Source organism: Corynebacterium belfantii, assembly GCF_041898185.1.
Lineage (GTDB): Bacteria > Actinomycetota > Actinomycetes > Mycobacteriales > Mycobacteriaceae > Corynebacterium > Corynebacterium belfantii.
The window spans coordinates 1508738-1527955 of sequence record NZ_CP157823.1; the positions used below are offsets into that span (position 1 = coordinate 1508738).

The following is a 19218-nucleotide window of genomic DNA, read 5'->3' on the forward strand; positions in this document are numbered from 1 at the left end:
TTGCAGAATTGTCTGCGCCGAAGCAAGCACTAAGACCAACTAAGGCTAGAAAAACGATAACACCACAACAGCTTTTTAACATGGTCTTGGCCGGTGCCTCCCCCGAATGCGCATGAAGCATAACTACTATGCTCTGACAGACCTGTTATTCCCCAACAATTTTGCTGTATCCTCAAACAGATAACCTATCGGCGAGAAAGGCATTCATGAGTCTTCACACAAGCCATGTCGTCCCAGCACCACGTCAAGAGGTATGGAAATGGCATACCCGATCTGGAGCTGTATTTAGGCTTACCCCTCCTTTTTTGCCACTACGCCCCATTGAACAAGCAACCTCACTAGCAAAAGGAACAACAGTTTTTGCATTACCTGCTGGTTTACGATGGGAGGCTCGTCATGATCTCAGCGGGTACATACAGCATCATCGTTTTACGGATGTATGTATAAATGCCCCAGTAAAATCTTTGGCATCATGGCGCCACATACATGATTTCAGTGATCATCCCCACGGCACACTTGTCACTGATACAGTGCATACACGAGCACCACACACAACGCTATCTCCAGCTTTTGCGTATCGTCAGCATCAACTCATCAATGATATTCAGGCACAGCAACGGTTCAACGAATTGACGAGAAGTAATTCCAGTGAGTCCAAGCCCTTAACGATCGGACTTACCGGTTCTCGCGGACTCGTCGGGCGAGCACTCACCGCACAGTTAACTACACTTGGTCATACTGTCATTCAACTTGTACGCGGCGAAGCTAAACCGCATCAACGCCATTGGAATCCTGCTCATCCAGCTTCAAATTTACTTGAGGGACTCGATGCCTTAATTCATCTTGCTGGTGAGCCCATCTTGGGACGGTTCAACGATTCACACAAAGTCGACATTCGAGACTCTCGAATTGAACCTACTCGGTCTTTATCCCAATTGGTTCAAAAAGACAGTACCTGTCACACTATGGTGTCAGCTTCTGCAATCGGATACTACGGGCATGCGCGCGGAGACGAAGTTCTTCATGAGGAGTCCACTCAAGGTGACGACTTCTTAGCCGGTGTGTGCAATGACTGGGAAAAAGCCAGTCGTGCTGACGCGACCTCCAATAAACGTATCGTCAACATTCGGACGGGTGTTGTAATGAGCGGTCGCGGTGGAATGCTTCCAGTTCTTAAGGCTGTGTTTTCTGTAGGACTTGGTGGACCATTTCGCGGCAGCAATCCTTGGATGTCATGGATAGCTATTGACGATCTCTGCGATATTTACATTCGTGCCGTGCTTGATCCAAAGCTTTCAGGAGCTATCAATGCAGTGGCCCCTAATCCTGTCAAAAATCAAGAATTTGTCGATGCACTCGCGAAAGAACTCAAGAGGCCGGCAAAAATGACGATTCCATCTTTAGGTCCCGCAATTCTGCTTGGACAACAAGGCGCCCAAGAATTAGCCTTAGCGGATCAACGTGTCCAGCCTCGTGTTTTGAACAATTTGAACCACCACTTCCGCTATGTCGATATTCGTAGTTGCCTAGCGCACGAACTCGGCGGCGAAAACCTTCTCGATTTTTAATAGAAACGAACAAACTTACTATCACACCGACTTGTAATATCTCCACTATCGAAGAGATTCTTACGGACGAAAATCTAAAATTTGTCCGTGCAGATCAATGCATTACTACTGGTTTTATCAATCAATCACCATTCAAAAATAGATCATTTGGTGTACATGGGTAGTGCATAGCGGGCAACATTAGCTTTAGATGAAGCTGCACAGCTACTCGCCGTGTGCAATGAGTGGAATAAAACTACACTGTTGCCTTGTGTCAGTTTCCATGAAGAAAGGGACAATCTCCTTCATACAACAACGCAACGATCTTTCGATACAAGTGCTGGGCAAGTTTCAACCAATTGGATGCCTTATCGTGTCAACTATCGATTCCTTTGTGGGCGTCTGGAACCATTTTGATTCACAATTCCCGCACCGAGTGACTTGGGAGCAACAATGCTTGACGTACCTACAGCGATTTCAATTGAACGAGTGGTTAAAGAGATGAAGTCGTTTGGAATCACCTTGCATGTCACGCCTACTGGACCGTCAGTTGGTTTTGCCAATATTAATGGATTTAATTTCCAGCTCATTGGATTGCCAAGCGTACTGGTAGTCCGCGCCGATCGTTCTCTATCGGAAATAAAAAATGATCCACAAATTTATCTTGCCGCTAATGAAGTAAATAATCGCACAGTACGCGGTGATATTTTTGTAGTCGATAATTCAACCGTCCAAATAATGCGTGCAGAAGCGGATATCTGCAGCGCTGCTGGGCTCACTGATTCTCAACTACATACTTGCTTGTCTAACAGTGTTAATGAGGTTCTTGATTTGCAAAACAGTTGGGCTAAGGCAACAGCGATATAAAAAAAATCTGGTGGTCGCGCCTTCTTGTGCGACCACCAGATTTTTCGAGAAAGACTACCTACTGTAGGTCTTCTTGAATTGATTCTTCAACCGGAGAATCATCCATTTCAGATTCGTTTTCTTCTACAAGCGTCATCGAACCGGCACGATATTCGTCAATATTCTTAGCGATACTGTCGAGAAGCGCGTGAACGTATGCTGGTGATACATCCGTTGAATATTCACTCGCTAGTTCCACGCCTTCGATAATTGCGGTAGCCAAAGGAACATCAGGGTTGAAGATCAATTCCCAGACACTGACGCGAAGGATTGCGCGATCAACAGTCATGATCCGCTCCAACGACCAATCTTCGGCCAAATGAGCTGCGATCAGTTCATCAATCCGATCCAGTTCCAGAGCTGCACCAGAAACAATTTCCTTAGTGTAGCTAGGAACTTGATTCACGTCTGTTCCGTTTAGTCGCGAAAGCCCAACTCGGTCTTCAACAATAGCAACCGGGTCGATATCCCGCATTTCTGCTTCGAAAAGAATATCCACCGCACGTCGACGCGCTTTGTACCGGCTACCACGACGTTTCCAAGAAGACCTAGTCTCTTGAGACTTCAATTCTTCAGCCTGTTTTTTGGGCTGAGAGGTATTTTCATCTTCAGGGTTCACTTTGTTACCGCTCACAATTAGTTGTTTACGCGAGATAGGTAGGAGCCGTCACGGGTATCCACCTTAACCACATTTCCAGTTTCAATGAACAGCGGAACCTGAATCTCTGCACCAGTCTCAAGAGTTGCTGGCTTCGTACCACCAGTAGAACGATCGCCCTGAAGACCTGGATCGGTGTGCTCGATGCGAAGATCGAGAGAGATTGGCAGTTCAGCAAACAAAGGCTCACCCTCGTGGAAAGATACCTGAACAGTGGTGTTCTCTAGAAGGAAACGAGCAGCGTCACCGAAGATGTGAGAAGCCAACTCAGCCTGTTCGAAGGTCTTTTCATCCATGACAACGTAGGAGGAACCATCATTGTACAGGTAAGTCATATCACGGCGATCAACGGTTGCCGTCTCTACCTTGACACCAGCGTTAAAGGTTTTATCCGTGACCTTTCCAGAGACAACATCCTTCAGCTTGGTGCGCACGAACGCAGGACCTTTACCCGGCTTGACGTGCTGGAACTCAATAATCTGCTGGAGCTTGTTGTCAATCTTGAGGACAAGACCGTTCTTAAAATCGGCAGTAGTTGCCACGCTGAATACTTCTTTCTTTCGATGAAAAGATTTGATGCTGTCGGTAGTCAATCAATACTACACTAAAGCTTTAGCAAAACTATCAATATCGCTTCGACACTTTAGAGTATCAAAAGATCCTTGGAAAGACTGGTGAGGTTTTCAGCCGATCCGCTACGAATGACGAGTGAATCTTCGATTCTTACCCCGCCTTTACCTGGAACATAAATTCCAGGCTCGATAGTGAGAGTCATGTTTTCTTCCAAAACTCCGTTTCCAGTCACAGCCGCTGCAGGCTGTTCGTGAACGTCCAAACCCAGACCGTGACCAGTTGAGTGGACAAAGTATTCACCGTATCCAGCATTCTCGATGACTTCGCGACACGCCTTATCGACGTCTACCAATGAAGTACCTGGCACAGCAGCAGCACACCCCGCACGCTGAGCTTCTAAAACTATCGAGTAGATTTCTCGAGCAAATGCAGTTGGTTGCCCAACGATCACGGTTCGAGTCGTATCTGAGTTATAACCATCAGCATATGCACCAAAATCTATAGTGACAATGTCCCCTTCACATATCACCCGATCACCGGCGCCATGGTGTGGTTTTGCCGAATTTGGACCCGATGCCACGATGGTGTCAAAACTCGGCCGCTCTGCACCTTTAATGCGCATCCGATACTCCAAATCGGCGGCTATCGCACGTTCAGCTCGCCCTGCAGCAATCAAGCCATCATCGATAAGTTCCTGAAAAGCGGTATTTGCAATTTTTGCTACAGATCGAAGAGACTCAATTTCCAATGCGTCTTTTATTAGCCGAAGCTTTTCGATGGCTCCAGTTACTGGAATCAACTCCACATCGGAGCCTGCTGATTTACGCAATTCTTCGCATTGAGAAACTGATAGATAGTCCGCCTCAATTCCGATCCGCTTCGGACCATTAATTTCCGATAGAAGAGCTGGAGCACAATTGCGAGCCATTAAAGATTCAATATCCGGTACTTGCTCAGCAATCTGTGTGGTGTATCGGCCGTCTGTTGAAATGCGCGCCGACAGATCCTTATTGATGATTAGTGCTGCATTTGAACCGGTAAATCCCGATAAATAGCGAATATGCGTCAAATGCGTCACTAACATAGCGTCGATACGCTTTGCTGCAAGCTGTGAGGAAAGAGCACGTCGGCGCTGTAAAAAACGAGTGTCAGCCAATGGCATAGTCATATTCTCCTACATCGATGAGAGTTATTTATGAGTTTAAAGTCGAAACTACATATCGGAGGGCTAATTCGTAACCGATTGTTCCCAGTCCAGCGATAACGCCAGTCGCGATTGGAGACAAATAACTGTGGTGTCTAAATTCTTCTCGCGCATGAATATTCGAAATATGGACTTCAATGAACCCTGGACCATCTGATATTTCAGCCAATGCATCACGCAATGCCACCGAAGTATGGGTTAGCCCTCCGGGGTTAATGATCACGGGATTACCTGCATCCGCCGCACAGTGTATCCAGTCGATCAATTCACCTTCATAGTTTGACTGTTTACATTCGACGTCAACGCCTAATTGCTCAGCGAGTCGAAACAACTCAAGTTCTACGTCTGCCAGAGTTGTCGAACCATAAATATCAGGCTGACGTTTGCCTAACCGATCTAAGTTCGGACCGTTGAGGATCACAACATTCATTTAGCTCATCTCCAACGCAAGGCGCGAATATGCTTGGAAAAGTTCTTCGTCAGTAGGGCCTTCAAGACGAACGACATCACTTATGTCACGTAAAGCGACGAATCGAATCATGCTATTTCGATTCTTCTTATCATGCTTCATGCCTTGATGAAGTTCTTCAAAGTGGCCTTGCGGATATGAGGTAGGCAACCCTATTGACTTTAAAATTTTGCGATGCTGTTCTACCAGCTCGTCAGAGATAAGACCACGAATGTTGGCCAACTCCGCGATAAATACCATACCCACGGCTACAGCATTTCCATGCCGCCAAGAAAAATTTTCACGCAGTTCAACTGCATGTCCAAAAGTGTGCCCATAGTTTAGGATCTCGCGTAAACCTGATTCCTTTAAGTCTTGACTGACAACTTTTGATTTCACGGCAATTGAGCGTGCAATAAGTTCGGGAAGGTATCCATCTTTAAGCAAACAAGCTGCCGGATTTTTCTCATATAATTCGAGAATTCTAGGATCTGCAATAAAACCAGTTTTTATGATTTCAGCCGACCCCGCAATGATCTCATCCTGTGGCAATGAATCGAGATGATCAACATCGATAAACACCGCAATCGGCTCGTGGAAAGCTCCCACTAAGTTTTTCCCAGCCACAGTATTGATACCAGTCTTCCCCCCGACTGCTGCATCAACCATTGCTAATAACGTAGTAGGTACCTGAATTACTTTTATGCCGCGCATCCAAGCTGCTGCAACAAATCCAGCTAAATCTGTTGCAGCCCCACCACCGAATCCGATTACTAGATCGCTTCGAGAAAATCCCCGTTCGCCTAACTGATCCCAACAACGTCCGGCGACTTCAAGAGTTTTACCAGTTTCAGCATCAGGCACAGCCATAACATGAGACGCAAGCCCCGCTTGTGCCAGCATCTTTTCAAGCTTTTCGGCGCGTTCGAGAAGTGGCGGTTGCGTGATGATCACTACATTTTCCGCACCGCTGAGTTGTGCTGTTTTAACGATCTCAGCGTTTAATTGTTTATCAATTCGTACTTGATATGGATTACTGCTTTTTACTTCTATAGTTGGCACTGTTTAATTCCTTCTCGGCATACGACGATAAAATTAGCTATAAGCTTCAACGCAAGGTTTCAAGAAAGCCCAAAATATCAGCGACAATTTGCTGTTGACTCCGACCATCTGTGTGCGCGCGATAATCTGCAACTTCCTTATAAAAATCGCGACGCTGATCTAATAACTCGCTGTAGCATTCAAGTGGATCCGTTGTATCCAAGAGCGGCCTCGAATTTTGAACTGCAGTTCGACGTACTCCTTCCTCTGCGGATACATCTATCCATACCACTATTTGTTCGCGAAGCTTTTGCCGCACCGATTCTGTTGTCACGGCACCGCCACCTAGGCTCACTACTCCTGCCGTAGTGAGGGCAAAGTCTATCACTTCTGCTTCTAACGCTCGAAAGTCTGGCTCACCGAGTTCAGTAAATACTACACCACAGGGTTTGCCATGGTGTTGTTCAATCAACACATCGCTATCCACGACTAAAGTATTCAAGGCATTCGCAAGACGACGGCCAACGGTCGTTTTACCCGCTCCAGGTGGGCCTACTAAAACAACGATTGGGCGAACACGAATACTCACATCCGATTCGGGTAACTGATTGTTCATCACTTGCCTACTCACCATCGAATACAATCCGCGTTTTAACGTATTCATTATACGCTGCGATATTCCGTTTGGTCTCTGCTAAGGAATCGCCACCGAATTTTTCCAATACTGCTCGTGCCAAAACCAATGCAACCATTGCTTCTGCAACAACTCCAGCCGCAGGAACAGCGCATACGTCAGATCGCTGATGGATTCCGGTAGCGCGTTTTCCAGAATCCATATCAATAGATTGTAATGCTCGGGGCACCGTCGAAATTGGCTTCATTGCGGCACGTACTCGAAGGCTTTCTCCATTGGTCATACCACCTTCGATACCGCCTGCTCTGTTACTAAGTCGCGCAACTTCGCCGTCTCGCAACACAATCTCATCGTGCGCTTCCGAACCTAGCCTTCGGGCTTCTTCAAATCCGTCACCGATTTCCACGCCTTTTATTGCTTGGATACCCATTAAAGCTGCAGCAATCTGTGCATCCAATCGATCGTCACCTGAAATGTGAGAGCCTAAGCCAATAGGAAGGCCGTTAACGATGACTTCAACAATGCCGCCCAAGGTGTCTCCCTGTTTTTTAGCTGCATTAATTTGATCAATCATGCTCGCTTCCGCTTGTGCCGAAGCAGAACGGACAGGGGAATTATCAATTCTTCCTAAGTCCTCAAATGTTGGACAAACTGTTTCATCAATTTCCGAACGACCAACGGAAATAACATGCGAAAATACTTCCACACCAAGCGTTTCACGCAGGAAACTCCGCGCAACAGTGGCTGCAGCTACTCGTGCAGCAGTCTCTCGTGCTGAGGATCGCTCCAATATTGGTCGTGCTTCATCATGGTTATACTTAACCATTCCTGCAAAATCTGCATGTCCAGGACGGGGACGCGTCAGGCGGGCTCCGCGTCCAGAAGACATAGCAGCGGCAACATCAGGGTCAGACTCGTCAATTGAATCAGCAGACATAATGGTCGTCCACTTTGGCCACTCAGTATTTTCAACCATGATTGCGATTGGGCTGCCAAGCGTATAGCCATGACGAACACCGCCCAGAATGTTTACCTCATCGGATTCAAATTTCATTCGTGCCCCACGTCCAAAACCAAGACGACGTCTACCTAACTGATAGGAAATTTCCTCTCGGCTAATAGGTACACCAGCAGGCATGTGTTCTAGCATTGCAATCAATGCTTGTCCGTGTGATTCTCCAGCAGTTGTCCAACGAAGCATGCTTGAAATTATGGCATGACATGAACAAGAAGCTCGGTTTGCATTTGATTTCTTGTTTTATCTGGGTAAAACACTGACTATGTGGGGGTAATTTGACTCCATACCACCACAATCCATGTCGCTATTATCATGCTCGGACCATGCGGAAGATTGCTATATCTCGTGGAATTATGTCCCTTCGAATGAAGAAAACGAAGGGTTAGACCTAAGCTTATTGACAAACATGATGAGCAAATACTGGCAATAACCACGCCTTGGGCACCGGCATGTGCTGCCGCCACGATTCCTAGAGCCATACTTAGTTTTATATCGCCGCCCCCAATTCCTCGCATTGCGCTCAAAATTCCTATAACGACATAGGGGAAAACCCAGATTCCCGCATAAAGGATCCACTCAAAATGCTGTGTTAAAACTGCCCATATAAACGAGCAAACAGCAGCGCTTAACGTATACCGATTAGGCAGACGACGGGTAGCGCAGTCAAGCCAAATCAGCCGAAAGGCCCACCACGATCCGATACAAGTTATTCCCCATATTTTAAGTGTCTCCCCCATGCGCTCTATTGTATGGCGAAGCACTATTCGCAGGATTAATTATCCCCAAACAGGTGGTCAAACAGCGCTCTTTGCATTTCTTCGCGAGGTGCTTTTACTCCAGTAAATAGTTCAAACTGGCTCAAGGATTGGTGCAAAAGCATGATGTGTCCGCCGATGCACGGCACGCCTTTCTTTTGCGCCTGTTGGATTAATGGTGTCGGCCACGGATCATAAATTACGTCGAGAACTGGAGCATGAACTAGGTCATCTATATGGTCTGACACCCCAACAGACGGCACAGTGGAAATAACCACTGAAGCTGACTGCGCATATGAACGAAGATCTGAATCAAACCCAACAAAACCTATTTTGGTGGACATTCCTTCTAGAACTGGTTCCAATTCATCACGACGATCGCTTCTATTAACCACAATTATTTCTGCGACGCCTAATGTTCCTAATGCCCACATTGCGGGCCGAGACGTACCTCCAGCACCGACGATGATTGCCCGGGTATTTTTGAGTGCCTCCGCCGCACCTCCCCGATCGCTAAAAAGGATCTCTAAGGCACCGCGAACCCCCTCGGTATCCGTATTGTCCGCATACCAACCATTTTCAGCTCGAACTAAAGTATTCGCAGAACCAATTCTCTGTGCACGTTCGCTTACGGAAGTCGCATATTCTAACGCCTCAAATTTGCACGGCATTGTTACTGAGAAGCCATGAAATGATGGATCACATTGATCAACTAGATCAGATAACTGCTGTGAATCACAATCAAATCGCCCATAAGACCATTGTGACAGACCTACAGCCGCGTAACCGGCGTTATGCAGTAACGGAGATAAGGAATGCTCTATGGGGTGCCCTAAAACGGCTGCTCGAAAGGAAATCATGATGGTCAGTATAAAGTGACTTGGCACTAGTTGCCCCGGCCAAGCCACTTTTAGGCTCGCAAAACAAATAAAATGGCTTTATCCTAGTTTTTAGGATAAAGCCACAATGCGCACCAACGCTTACCGGTTGCTATCTAGCACGCCATTTTCAATTGAATCGCGGGTGGCATTTTGGTGATCATCAAAATTATTGGTGAACACTGTAGTTCCGTTTTTATCAATCGTTACGAAATACAGCCAGTCCCCCTCGGCAGGATTTTCAATAGCTTCAATAGCTTGAACGGAAACACTAGCGATCGGAGTATCTGGTAACCCATCTTTAGCATAAGTATTCCATGCGGTGACGCGAGCGCGGTCTTCGTTTGTTGTAGCGACTTCCTGTTCTGCCAAGCCATAGTTCACAGTTGAGTCAAATTCAAGACGCATTGGCTTCGCCAAACGATTAAGAATGACACGCGCAACCTTGTCAAAGTCTCCTGCAGGTGCTTCACGTTCTACAAGTGAAGCTGCGGTTAGCAACTCATAAGGATTCAGTCCGACAGTCTGTGCGCGCTGCGCAAGTGAAGTCTTCTCGAAAGTTTCGGCACCACGTTTAATCAGATCCTGCAAAATGCCAAGGGCATCTTTTTCTGGGTTCACAATATACGATCCTGGAACAATGAGGCCTTCCAAACGTTTAGGATCATTTGCACGGGCAGCAACTGCCTCACGAGCCCAATCTGGAACTCCCAGTTCTTCCAACGGTGCTGTTGCGCCTACCTGCTGCAGTTCCTCAGAACTAATACATTTTGTGGAGCCTTGAGAACACGTCACATCCGAAATCATTGAATAGATTCCTTTACGCGTTTCACCTTTTACCACTGTGACATCCGTCAACGTGGAGCCACCATGAATTTCGAGCATATCGATTTTACGCGAAGGATCAAGCAGAGCTTTAACTGCTTCGGCAGCGCTCATTTTCTTTTCTAGGCGATAAAAGCCTGGCTTAACTTGACTTGCACCAGGATTAGAAAACGCTGCACCTTGGAAAGCGTCGTTACTTGCTACAATCCCACGCTCGGCAAGTTCGGGCCCTAACTCGGAAAGCGAGGAGCCTTCTTTGATTTCAACGAGCGCCATCTCTCCGTTGCCCGCACCTTTATAGTCGGACCCTCCGTTAACAAAATGTACTCCGATGTAGATTATCGAACCAATAATCAAAACTAAGGCAGCAACCAACACGGCCAAACCACGTTGACGCCGTTTGACGTATTTACTTTCCATTCGCATCGATGTGAGCCTTTCGTTTCAGGTCGCTACTGACCTTGCTAGATTATTGATTCTACTTTTTACAGCGATTATTTTCATTTGCAGCGCCGCATTATGCGGCAACTGGACTTTTCTACGTAGATGTCCGATTTTCTACTACATTGTTTCGGGCGTCCAACCAAGATTGAAGAATTTCTACTGCAGCGGCCTGATCAACAACTTTTCTCCCCTTTTTCTCTGAAACGCCAGAGGCCCTGAGAGCTTGTGTCGCAACCACAGTGGTTAAACGCTCATCAGCCATTCTCACTGCAACATGTTCACACCCATTTTTATGCATCCGACGCCGGATCCTAAAAGCGATATCTTTAGCATGTTTGACGCTTTTCGAGCCATTACCTTTTAGATCTCGCGGAAGCCCGACAACTACTTCTACTATGTGATTGATACAAATTACTTCTGCGATTCTGTCGATGTCTTGCTTATCGTTGTCTTTAAGCCCCGTTTCGCGTGCGACTGTTTCGAATGGCATTGCCATACGAGCACCAGAATCGGACATCGCTAATCCAATTCGAACTGTGCCTACATCAACGCCAAGTCGTCGGCCCATACCGGGATCATTATCTCCGGGAGTATCCGGTTGAACTACCATGTAAAATCCTTACAGCGTGAACTTTGCGCAGTCAGTAAAGTAAACTTATGACGTTTAAAGGCACAATTGACTCGTGGGCAATGCACCTAAGCAAATAAATGTTACCTATTTGTAACCGTCTAACGCCAACTTATGGGTTTTATACCACTATTACCGCGATATTTATCGAAGATTACTAGAGCTCATTCAAAAGAAAACCGACCGTATCGACGAGCAGTAAATTATTGTTTCCATCAATACGGTCGGACTTTCAAAATAAACTGCTTAAGCTGACATCTCTGTCTTTACAGCTGCAATTCCTTGATCGAATCCACTAGAGTTTCGTGCAGATCCTTGAGCGATGTCTGGCTTTCCACCGCCATTTCCTTCAATGCGCTGTCCTAGGATCTTCGCGTATGCATTCGCCTTATATCCTGCGGAAACAGCAGTTTTTGTAGCACCGACAACAAATGGCGCTTTACCGGAGGTTTCTTGGCCCACTAAAGCAACCAAGGCAGGAACTTCACCTAGGCGCTGTTTGACATCTGCAGCAAGGGAACGAAGATCACCCATGTTTTCCACATCGGAAACTCGCTGCGCAACAAGTTTGACTCCGTTGATCTCCATAGCTCCTGCAACTAGTCCCGCAGCTTGAGCCATCAATTTAGCCGAACGCATATCAGCAATAGCTTTTTCAGCGTCTTTAAGCTTCTGAGTCAATGCCGCAATACGTTCTGGTAGCTCTTCTGGCTTAACTTTCATGGATGATGCAATGTTTTCTACAAGTGCTTGTTCTTTAGCCAAGTACTTGAAGGAATCGAGTCCTGTATAAGCCTCGATACGACGTACTCCCGATCCCACCGAAGATTCACCCAAAATTGCAACAGGGCCGATCTGCGAAGAATGTGTTACGTGTGTACCACCGCATAGCTCGATAGAGAATGGTCCACCAACTTCGATAACACGAACTTCTGATCCGTAATTCTCGCCAAACAAGGCCAGAGCACCCATTGCTTTTGCCTCCTCGAGGGAGGTTTCAATGGTGTTAACGTCCCAATCGGAATCAACAGCATGATTGGTGATATTTTGGATCTCTTCCAGCTGTTGAGGGGTTAGGCTTTCAGTGTAGTTGAAGTCAAAACGCAGATATCCTGGCTTATTCATCGATCCAGCCTGAACTGCTGTAGGGCCAAGCACCTGACGCAGCGCTGCGTGAATAAGGTGCGTACCTGTATGAGCTTGCCGAGCAGCATGGCGCCAGTCACTATCTATCTTTGCGGTAACCACGTCGCCAACGCTTAGTCCACCCTGTGCCACAGTAGCCTTATGGACCCAGAGCTTCTTTCCAATTTTTTGGACGTCATTGACGTTTAGCACCGTGTCTCCCATAAGGATTCGACCACGGTCACCTAGCTGCCCACCTGCTTCGGCATAAAGCGGAGATGCTTCCAGAATTACTTCGACTTCTTCACCGGCATTGATCTCGTTAACCTTGTTACCGGCGGACAATAGACCCAATACCTTGGAATCAGTTGCTAGCTCATCATAGCCTGTAAAGACCGTAGGGTGTTCGTCTACCCATTCACGATAAATAGACAAATCTGCATGCCCATGTTTTTTAGCACGATTGTCGGCTTTGGCTCGTGCGCGCTGCTCCGCCATTAATAAGTTGAAGCCTTCAATGTCAACGTTGAGTCCAGCTTCAGCTGCCATTTCGAGAGTCAGATCGATGGGGAAACCGTACGTATCATGCAGTTTGAATGCAGCAGCACCATCGAGAACCTTATTTCCGGAGGTCTTAACTTGATCTGCCTTGTCTTCGAAAAGCTCGGTTCCGGAAGCCAAAGTTTTAAGGAATGCCTTTTCTTCGGTGATCGCAACTCGAAGAATACGCTCACGGTTATCCGCGATTTCTGGATACGAGGGGGTCATCGTATCCATGATGGTGTTCATGAACTTTTCAAGCGTCTGTCCCTTAGCGCCGAGCAAGTGAGCCGATCGGATGATGCGACGCAGCAAGCGACGCAGAATGTATCCGCGTCCTTCGTTTCCGGGAGTCACTCCGTCAAGAATGAGCATCATGCCGGTACGAGAGTGATCCGCGATTACACGGAAAAGAATGTTGTGGTCGTCATTCGTACCGTAAGTTGCTCCGGTCAGCTCTTCTGCAACATTAATAACTGGTCGCAACAGATCAGTCTCGTAGACGTTATCTACGCCCTGAAGGATACAAGCAACACGCTCAATACCCATTCCGGTGTCGATGTTCTTTTTGGGAAGCGGTCCGACAATTTCAAAATTGTCCTTGCCGATGCCTTCTCCACGCTCATTTTCCATGAAAACCAAATTCCAGATTTCCATGTAGCGATTGTCATCAGCAATTGGACCACCTTCAGCACCATATTCGGGACCACGGTCATAGTAAATCTCCGAACATGGACCACAGGGGCCTGGGATACCCATTGACCAGTAGTTATCCGCCATGCCTAGTCGCTGGATGCGTCCACTAGGGACGCCAATCTTCTTGTTCCAGATTTCTGCTGCTTCATCGTCATCAAGGTAGACAGTGACCCACAGGCGCTCAGGATCTAACCCCAAACCACCTTCAGCGACGGTTCCAGTGAGCAGCTGCCACGCATGGGTGATGGCGCCTTCTTTAAAATATTGACCGAAGGAGAAGTTACCCGCCATCTGAAAAAACGTATTGTGACGGGTGGTAATGCCTACTTCCTCGATATCAAGGGTGCGTACGCATTTTTGAATCGACGTTGCGGTGCCATTAGGAAACGGTGGGTTCTGTTGGCCCAAGAAGTATGGTTTGAACGGAACCATACCTGCGTTGACGAACAGCAGGTTCGGATCGTCAAGAATCAACGACGCGCTTGGTACAGCTTCGTGTCCAGCCTTGACGAAGTGATTAGTAAAGCGTTCCCGAATTTCATGGGTCTGCACAGCAGTAGTCCTCGCTTGATAGTTAACAGTTTTTCATTTCTCTTTACTGCATGACCTGAGTGTGTCTATGCCAGCAGAAAAGCAATCGGCTTTCTAGTTTACCCGTAGATTGATCAAAACAAATCACAGGCCTTGCGTATCATCGAACCTTTTGCCAAAAGCTTATCGACGTTGCCCTCGAACAATCCTACGCAACTTGCCTAAATAGCTTTCGATCCGTTGTTCTGCACCATGCTCGCTTGGGCGATAATAAACAACATCCTCAAGTCCGTCAGGAATATATTGCTGTTCAACGATTCCTCGAGGATCATCATGTGGGTACTTATATCCAACGGCGTTTCCCAATTGCTTTGCACCAGCATAATGACCATCACGCAGATGCGCTGGAACTGGGCCTGTTTTCCCCTGCTTTACATCTGCAAGCGCAGCATCGATCGCAGTTATCACAGCATTGGATTTTGGCGCCGTCGCCAAGTGAATAGTGGCCTGCGCTAAATTGATGCGCGCTTCTGGCATACCAATCAACGCGACCGCTTGACTCGCTGCTACTGCTATGCTCAACGCTTGTGGATCCGCCATGCCGACGTCTTCACTGGCGTGAATCACAAGACGACGCGCGATAAAACGAGGATCTTCTCCTGCGTCAATCATTCTGGCGAGGTAATGCAATGCAGCATCGACATCAGAGCCTCTCATCGACTTAATGAAGGCACTCACAACGTCATAATGCTGATCTCCATCGCGATCATATCGAACAATAGCTTTGTCAACGTTGTGCCGGATGATCTCAGGCGTTAGATCTTCCCCATCGGCTAAAGATTCAGAGGCCGCTTCTAAATAAGTTAACGAACGTCGTGCATCGCCGCCTGAGAGAAGTACGAGTTGTTCCAACGCTTCGTCAGAAATAGTGATTCGATTATCAAGACCTCTTTTATCTTGCAAAGCATGTAACAACACGGTTTTAATATCGTCGTGAGTTAAAGGTTTTAATTGCAAAATGAGAGAACGCGAAAGCAACGGCGCCACTACGGAAAACGAAGGATTTTCAGTTGTAGCTGCAACCAACAAAACTGTTCGGTTTTCTACGGCAGCAAGTAAGGCGTCTTGTTGTGTCTTAGAAAATCGATGGACCTCATCGATAAATAAGACCGTCCGTTTTCCATGAATAAGATTTCGCCTTGCTTGATCGATAACTTCTCTGATTTCTTTCACGCCAGAATTTAATGCAGATAATCCGACAAATTCATGGCCAGTACCAGCACTTATCAACGAAGCAATCGTGGTCTTACCAGTTCCAGGAGGCCCATATAAGATCACAGAGGCATCACCGGATCCAGCAATTAGCCGCTGAAGAGGTTTCCCCGGATCTAACAGATGGCGTTGCCCCACGACTTCAGCCAACGATTGAGGACGCATACGTGCTGCCAATGGCGCATACGGTCCTGCTTTGAAAAAGTTATGGGCATCTGAATCACTAGATGACCGAGCAGTTTTGTCTGGAGAATCAAAAAGAGAGTCCATCATGCTTCTCAGCCTCCTTTTCGTTAGTCTGCGACTCTATTCAGCCGACTCATCGTCCGTAAGGAGATCAACCACTGCTTGGGCAAAATTAGCAACTACCGGAAATCTCGAGTCCGACTCTCGTTGTGCAAATCGATTCAATGCCTCGAACGTCTCATAGAGATCCTGCCGAAGCAAAGCAACTAAATCTGCATCCTCACTCGTATCTGGAATAAACGTTCCTAGTAGGATATCGCCAGTAGCGGCGATTTCTTTAACGATTTCCTCTACATCAAATGCAGCTGCTTTTTCGGTACCTACTTTATGAAAAAGCTCTTCATAGGCTTCACTACTCGAACCTAAATACATCATCGTCACGCTTGAAAAAGCCCAGCCGATCAGCGCAGTTAAAATCCGTGCGTGTAAACGGGGCGTATTCCGCACGTTGGGCCACATATCCCCAACCTGTTGTACCCACGATTCGATGAAAATATCTGCTTCGATATCCGAGATGGGGCGAGCAAAAAGATACTGGGGAAAACCTGCGATAACACTAGCCACGTCAAAAGCTGCATCGCGGAATCCGGCCCACTCATAATCTAAAAACTCGGTACGGTCAGCCACAATAATGTTATCTGGAGACAAATCAAATGGCGTAAAAGCTCGATGTTGACCTGTTATTAACCTTCGCATTGCTTCTTGCGCAAAGCTTTTCACCACATCTGGCACCGCAATCCCAGCTTTTTTCACAAGAGTGATTCCCACACCAATATTGAGACGCAATAACCTCTCTCTGAAACCATGCATGGGCTGCACTTCTGGATGTTTAACTAACATCCTATGAAGCAAAATATTAAAATCTTGTTCCTTGGCAGCTGTTCCTACATGCAATTTTCCGATAGCTTCACCTAGATTGCGCAAAATCCCAATTCGTACATCATTTTCATGTCGCTCAAGGAGTTCGGCAAATGTATCTCCATCTCCTGAATCGGAAATCACAAGGAGATGCTGTTCTACGTCATAGGCTAAAAGGACAGGACCTGGTCGAACATCAGCATTCAGAGATGTTGTGAACTGATAAGAAACTACTTCACGCATCAACGTGGATTCGTCGATAAGCCTTCCAGTGGACGGGATATATTTCACAACCACTGAACGATTGGGAAAAAATGGTGACGACGCGACACGAGCCCTCAATACGACTGCTGCCCCTGATCCAGCTAAGCGATCCCAATCAGTCAATGATTGCGAACCACCATAACGCTTAGTCAAAAGTTCTTCAGCAGCAGAAATAATCTGGCTGTGCGATTCAAACATCACGTCGGTTTCTTCCTTTTCATTCAACGATACCGCTTTCGCGAAAATCGGGACCTCATTAGCATCATTATGATGCCAACAAAGCCCCATTTTCTAGTGCCTAGCTCACTGTGAGCTTTGCGTTGTTAGACCGCGGACTCGTCAGTCTTTTTCTTTGGCTTGAAATCCACACCAGTTTCTCGACGTTGCTCAAGTGGGATTGGTGCAGGAGCGTCGGTCAGCGGATCGACGCCGCCACCTGACTTCGGGAACGCGATAACGTCACGAATCGAGGAGAATCCGCCAAGCAACGAGACGATACGATCCCAGCCAAAAGCAATACCTCCATGTGGAGGAGCACCAAAGGCAAAGGCATCAAGCAAGAAACCAAACTTCTCGCGAGCTTCATCCTCAGTGATGCCCATAACTTTAAAGACTCGTTCTTGAACATCACGACGGTGAATACGGATCGAACCGCCACCGATTTCATTGCCGTTGCAGACAATATCGTAAGCGTAAGCAGTTGCTTCACCTGGATTCTCATCAAAAGAATCAAGCCATTCCGGCTTCGGGGAGGTAAATGCGTGGTGAACGGCAGTCCACTTTGAATGACCAAGTGCCACATCTCCAGATGCGGTTGCATCCGCAGATGGCTCGAACAACGGAGCATCTACGACCCAAGTAAATGCCCAATCGCCTTCCTTGATCAAGTCAAGTTTCTTAGCAATTTCATTTCGAGCTGCACCCAAGAGCACGCGTGAGCTCTTTGTCTCACCAGCAGCAAAGAAAATACAATCGCCCGGTTTTGCACCAACATGTGCTGCAATGTCAGCGCGTTCTTCATCAGTAATGTTCTTGGAAACTGGGCCAGTTAGCTCGCCATTCTCACCAACCAAAATATAGGCAAGCCCCTTAGCTCCGCGTTGCTTCGCCCATTCCTGCCAAGTATCAAGCTGACGGCGTGGCTGAGAAGCACCACCGTCCATTACAACTGCACCGACGTATTCATTTTGGAACACTCGGAAAGTGGTGTCCTTAAAGAAGTCTGTGCACTCAACGATCTTAATGTCGAATCGTAGATCAGGCTTGTCCGAGCCATACAGACGCATAGCATCCGCATACGTCATGCGTGGAATCGGAGTAGGAATCTCGTATCCGATGAGCTTCCACAGTGAAGAAACAATTTCTTCAGCCAATGCGATGACATCATCTTGATTAACAAAGCTCATCTCGATATCGAGTTGAGTAAATTCAGGTTGACGGTCGGCGCGGAAATCCTCATCTCGATAACAACGAGCAATTTGGTAGTAGCGCTCCATGCCCGCAACCATCAAGAGCTGTTTGAATAGCTGCGGGGACTGAGGCAGCGCGTACCATGATCCTGGCTTCAGACGAGCTGGCACAAGGAAGTCACGAGCACCTTCTGGGGTCGAACGCGTCAGAGTTGGCGTCTCAATTTCAACAAAATCATGGGAATCAAGTACGCTACGTGCCGCTTTATTCGCTTGCGAACGCAGTCTCAGAGCTGCACCTTGGCTGGGGCGACGCAAGTCTAGGTAACGGTACTTAAGGCGTGTCTCTTCTCCGACTTCGCCTCCCTGAGAAACATCATCAATTTGGAATGGTAGTGGTGCAGCTTCATTCAGGATTTCCAAGTCAGTGACGTTGACCTCAATTGCACCCGAAGCAAGATTGGGGTTCTCGGAGCCTTCCGGACGAGCCTCTACTTCACCGGTTACCTTGATACAGAATTCGCTTCGCAGGTGGTGTGCCTGCTCAGCTACATCGTTTTCTCGGAAAACGACCTGAACCAGCCCGGAAGAATCACGGAGATCAATGAAGATAACACCACCATGATCTCGACGGCGTGAAACCCAACCTGTGAGGGTGACTGTCTGGCCGGCGGTCTCTTTACCAAGATCACCTGCGAGATGAGTGCGCAACACGTGC

The 19218-nt window shown here is 47.3% G+C and carries 17 protein-coding genes; 2 read left to right on the plus strand and 15 right to left on the minus strand.

Translation table 11 applies throughout. The annotated features are described in order from the left end of the window. Positions 1 to 206 precede the first annotated feature (206 nt). Together ABMV07_RS07510 and ABMV07_RS07515 are read left to right on the plus strand one after the other, a co-directional pair. The gene (locus tag ABMV07_RS07510) at positions 207 to 1568 is read left to right on the plus strand and encodes a TIGR01777 family oxidoreductase (RefSeq protein ID WP_374064487.1); all 1362 of its coding nucleotides are present in this window, start codon (positions 207 to 209) and stop codon (positions 1566 to 1568) included. Positions 1569 to 2000: 432 nt separating this feature from the next. After that, positions 2001 to 2414, plus strand: a complete 414-nt coding sequence (locus tag ABMV07_RS07515) for a hypothetical protein (protein WP_088266906.1) — start codon at positions 2001 to 2003, stop codon at positions 2412 to 2414. Positions 2415 to 2472: 58 nt separating this feature from the next. Here the strand turns inward: ABMV07_RS07515 and nusB are convergent, their stop codons facing one another. The 15 genes from nusB to aspS form a co-directional block, all read right to left on the minus strand. After that, a complete protein-coding gene (gene nusB, locus ABMV07_RS07520; RefSeq protein ID WP_088266967.1) occupies positions 2473 to 3072 on the minus strand; it encodes a transcription antitermination factor NusB in 600 nt (199 codons plus the stop codon). Positions 3073 to 3089: 17 nt separating this feature from the next. Continuing rightward, a complete protein-coding gene (efp, locus tag ABMV07_RS07525) occupies positions 3090 to 3653 on the minus strand; it encodes an elongation factor P (protein ID WP_088266905.1) in 564 nt (187 codons plus the stop codon). A 101-nt stretch (positions 3654 to 3754) separates the two neighbouring features. Further along, the gene (locus ABMV07_RS07530) at positions 3755 to 4846 is read right to left on the minus strand and encodes an aminopeptidase P family protein (RefSeq protein WP_088266904.1); all 1092 of its coding nucleotides are present in this window, start codon (positions 4844 to 4846) and stop codon (positions 3755 to 3757) included. A 31-nt stretch (positions 4847 to 4877) separates the two neighbouring features. Further along, on the minus strand, positions 4878 to 5318 hold the full coding sequence (gene aroQ, locus ABMV07_RS07535) for a type II 3-dehydroquinate dehydratase (RefSeq protein WP_196977597.1): 441 nt from the start codon (positions 5316 to 5318) through the stop codon (positions 4878 to 4880). Continuing rightward, entirely contained in the window at positions 5319 to 6398 is a 1080-nt protein-coding gene (gene aroB / locus ABMV07_RS07540) for a 3-dehydroquinate synthase (protein ID WP_088266902.1), read from the minus strand. Positions 6399 to 6444: 46 nt separating this feature from the next. After that, positions 6445 to 6993 (minus strand): shikimate kinase, encoded by a 549-nt coding sequence (locus ABMV07_RS07545; RefSeq protein ID WP_088266901.1) that lies wholly within the window; start codon positions 6991 to 6993, stop codon positions 6445 to 6447. A gap of 7 nt (positions 6994 to 7000) precedes the next feature. Next, positions 7001 to 8212, minus strand: coding sequence for a chorismate synthase (gene aroC / locus ABMV07_RS07550; RefSeq protein WP_088266900.1), 1212 nt, complete (start codon positions 8210 to 8212; stop codon positions 7001 to 7003). Positions 8213 to 8289: 77 nt separating this feature from the next. Then, positions 8290 to 8766 carry an A24 family peptidase gene (locus ABMV07_RS07555; protein ID WP_088266899.1) on the minus strand — a complete coding sequence of 159 codons (477 nt, stop codon included), beginning with the start codon at positions 8764 to 8766 and terminating at the stop codon, positions 8290 to 8292. Positions 8767 to 8801: 35 nt separating this feature from the next. Further along, a complete protein-coding gene (locus ABMV07_RS07560; RefSeq protein WP_088266898.1) occupies positions 8802 to 9644 on the minus strand; it encodes a shikimate dehydrogenase in 843 nt (280 codons plus the stop codon). A gap of 120 nt (positions 9645 to 9764) precedes the next feature. Next, on the minus strand, positions 9765 to 10913 hold the full coding sequence (gene mltG, locus ABMV07_RS07565; protein WP_088266897.1) for an endolytic transglycosylase MltG: 1149 nt from the start codon (positions 10911 to 10913) through the stop codon (positions 9765 to 9767). A gap of 112 nt (positions 10914 to 11025) precedes the next feature. After that, positions 11026 to 11541 carry a Holliday junction resolvase RuvX gene (gene ruvX, locus ABMV07_RS07570; protein WP_374064488.1) on the minus strand — a complete coding sequence of 172 codons (516 nt, stop codon included), beginning with the start codon at positions 11539 to 11541 and terminating at the stop codon, positions 11026 to 11028. Between the two features lie 264 nt (positions 11542 to 11805). Then, a complete protein-coding gene (alaS, locus tag ABMV07_RS07575) occupies positions 11806 to 14472 on the minus strand; it encodes an alanine--tRNA ligase (protein WP_374064489.1) in 2667 nt (888 codons plus the stop codon). Between the two features lie 162 nt (positions 14473 to 14634). After that, positions 14635 to 15993, minus strand: a complete 1359-nt coding sequence (locus tag ABMV07_RS07580; RefSeq protein WP_088266966.1) for a replication-associated recombination protein A — start codon at positions 15991 to 15993, stop codon at positions 14635 to 14637. A 36-nt stretch (positions 15994 to 16029) separates the two neighbouring features. Beyond that, on the minus strand, positions 16030 to 17379 hold the full coding sequence (locus ABMV07_RS07585; protein ID WP_374064490.1) for a phosphotransferase family protein: 1350 nt from the start codon (positions 17377 to 17379) through the stop codon (positions 16030 to 16032). A gap of 35 nt (positions 17380 to 17414) precedes the next feature. Continuing rightward, the gene (gene aspS, locus ABMV07_RS07590) at positions 17415 to 19214 is read right to left on the minus strand and encodes an aspartate--tRNA ligase (protein ID WP_374064491.1); all 1800 of its coding nucleotides are present in this window, start codon (positions 19212 to 19214) and stop codon (positions 17415 to 17417) included. Positions 19215 to 19218: the final 4 nt, after the last annotated feature.

What these genes read in the sequence shown, in the direction of transcription:
- ABMV07_RS07510 (WP_374064487.1), top strand. Translation starts at nt 207, where the DNA reads ATGAGTCTTCACACAAGCCATGTCGTCCCAGCACCACGTCAAGAGGTA.
- ABMV07_RS07515 (WP_088266906.1), top strand. Translation starts at nt 2,001, where the DNA reads ATGCTTGACGTACCTACAGCGATTTCAATTGAACGAGTGGTTAAAGAG.
- ABMV07_RS07530 (WP_088266904.1), bottom strand. Translation starts at nt 4,846, where the DNA reads ATGCCATTGGCTGACACTCGTTTTTTACAGCGCCGACGTGCTCTTTCC.
- aroQ (WP_196977597.1), bottom strand. Translation starts at nt 5,318, where the DNA reads ATGAATGTTGTGATCCTCAACGGTCCGAACTTAGATCGGTTAGGCAAA.
- ABMV07_RS07545 (WP_088266901.1), bottom strand. Translation starts at nt 6,993, where the DNA reads ATGAACAATCAGTTACCCGAATCGGATGTGAGTATTCGTGTTCGCCCA.
- aroC (WP_088266900.1), bottom strand. Translation starts at nt 8,212, where the DNA reads ATGCTTCGTTGGACAACTGCTGGAGAATCACACGGACAAGCATTGATT.
- ABMV07_RS07555 (WP_088266899.1), bottom strand. Translation starts at nt 8,766, where the DNA reads ATGGGGGAGACACTTAAAATATGGGGAATAACTTGTATCGGATCGTGG.
- ABMV07_RS07560 (WP_088266898.1), bottom strand. Translation starts at nt 9,644, where the DNA reads ATGATTTCCTTTCGAGCAGCCGTTTTAGGGCACCCCATAGAGCATTCC.
- mltG (WP_088266897.1), bottom strand. Translation starts at nt 10,913, where the DNA reads ATGCGAATGGAAAGTAAATACGTCAAACGGCGTCAACGTGGTTTGGCC.
- ruvX (WP_374064488.1), bottom strand. Translation starts at nt 11,541, where the DNA reads ATGGTAGTTCAACCGGATACTCCCGGAGATAATGATCCCGGTATGGGC.
- ABMV07_RS07580 (WP_088266966.1), bottom strand. Translation starts at nt 15,993, where the DNA reads ATGGACTCTCTTTTTGATTCTCCAGACAAAACTGCTCGGTCATCTAGT.
- ABMV07_RS07585 (WP_374064490.1), bottom strand. Translation starts at nt 17,379, where the DNA reads ATGGGGCTTTGTTGGCATCATAATGATGCTAATGAGGTCCCGATTTTC.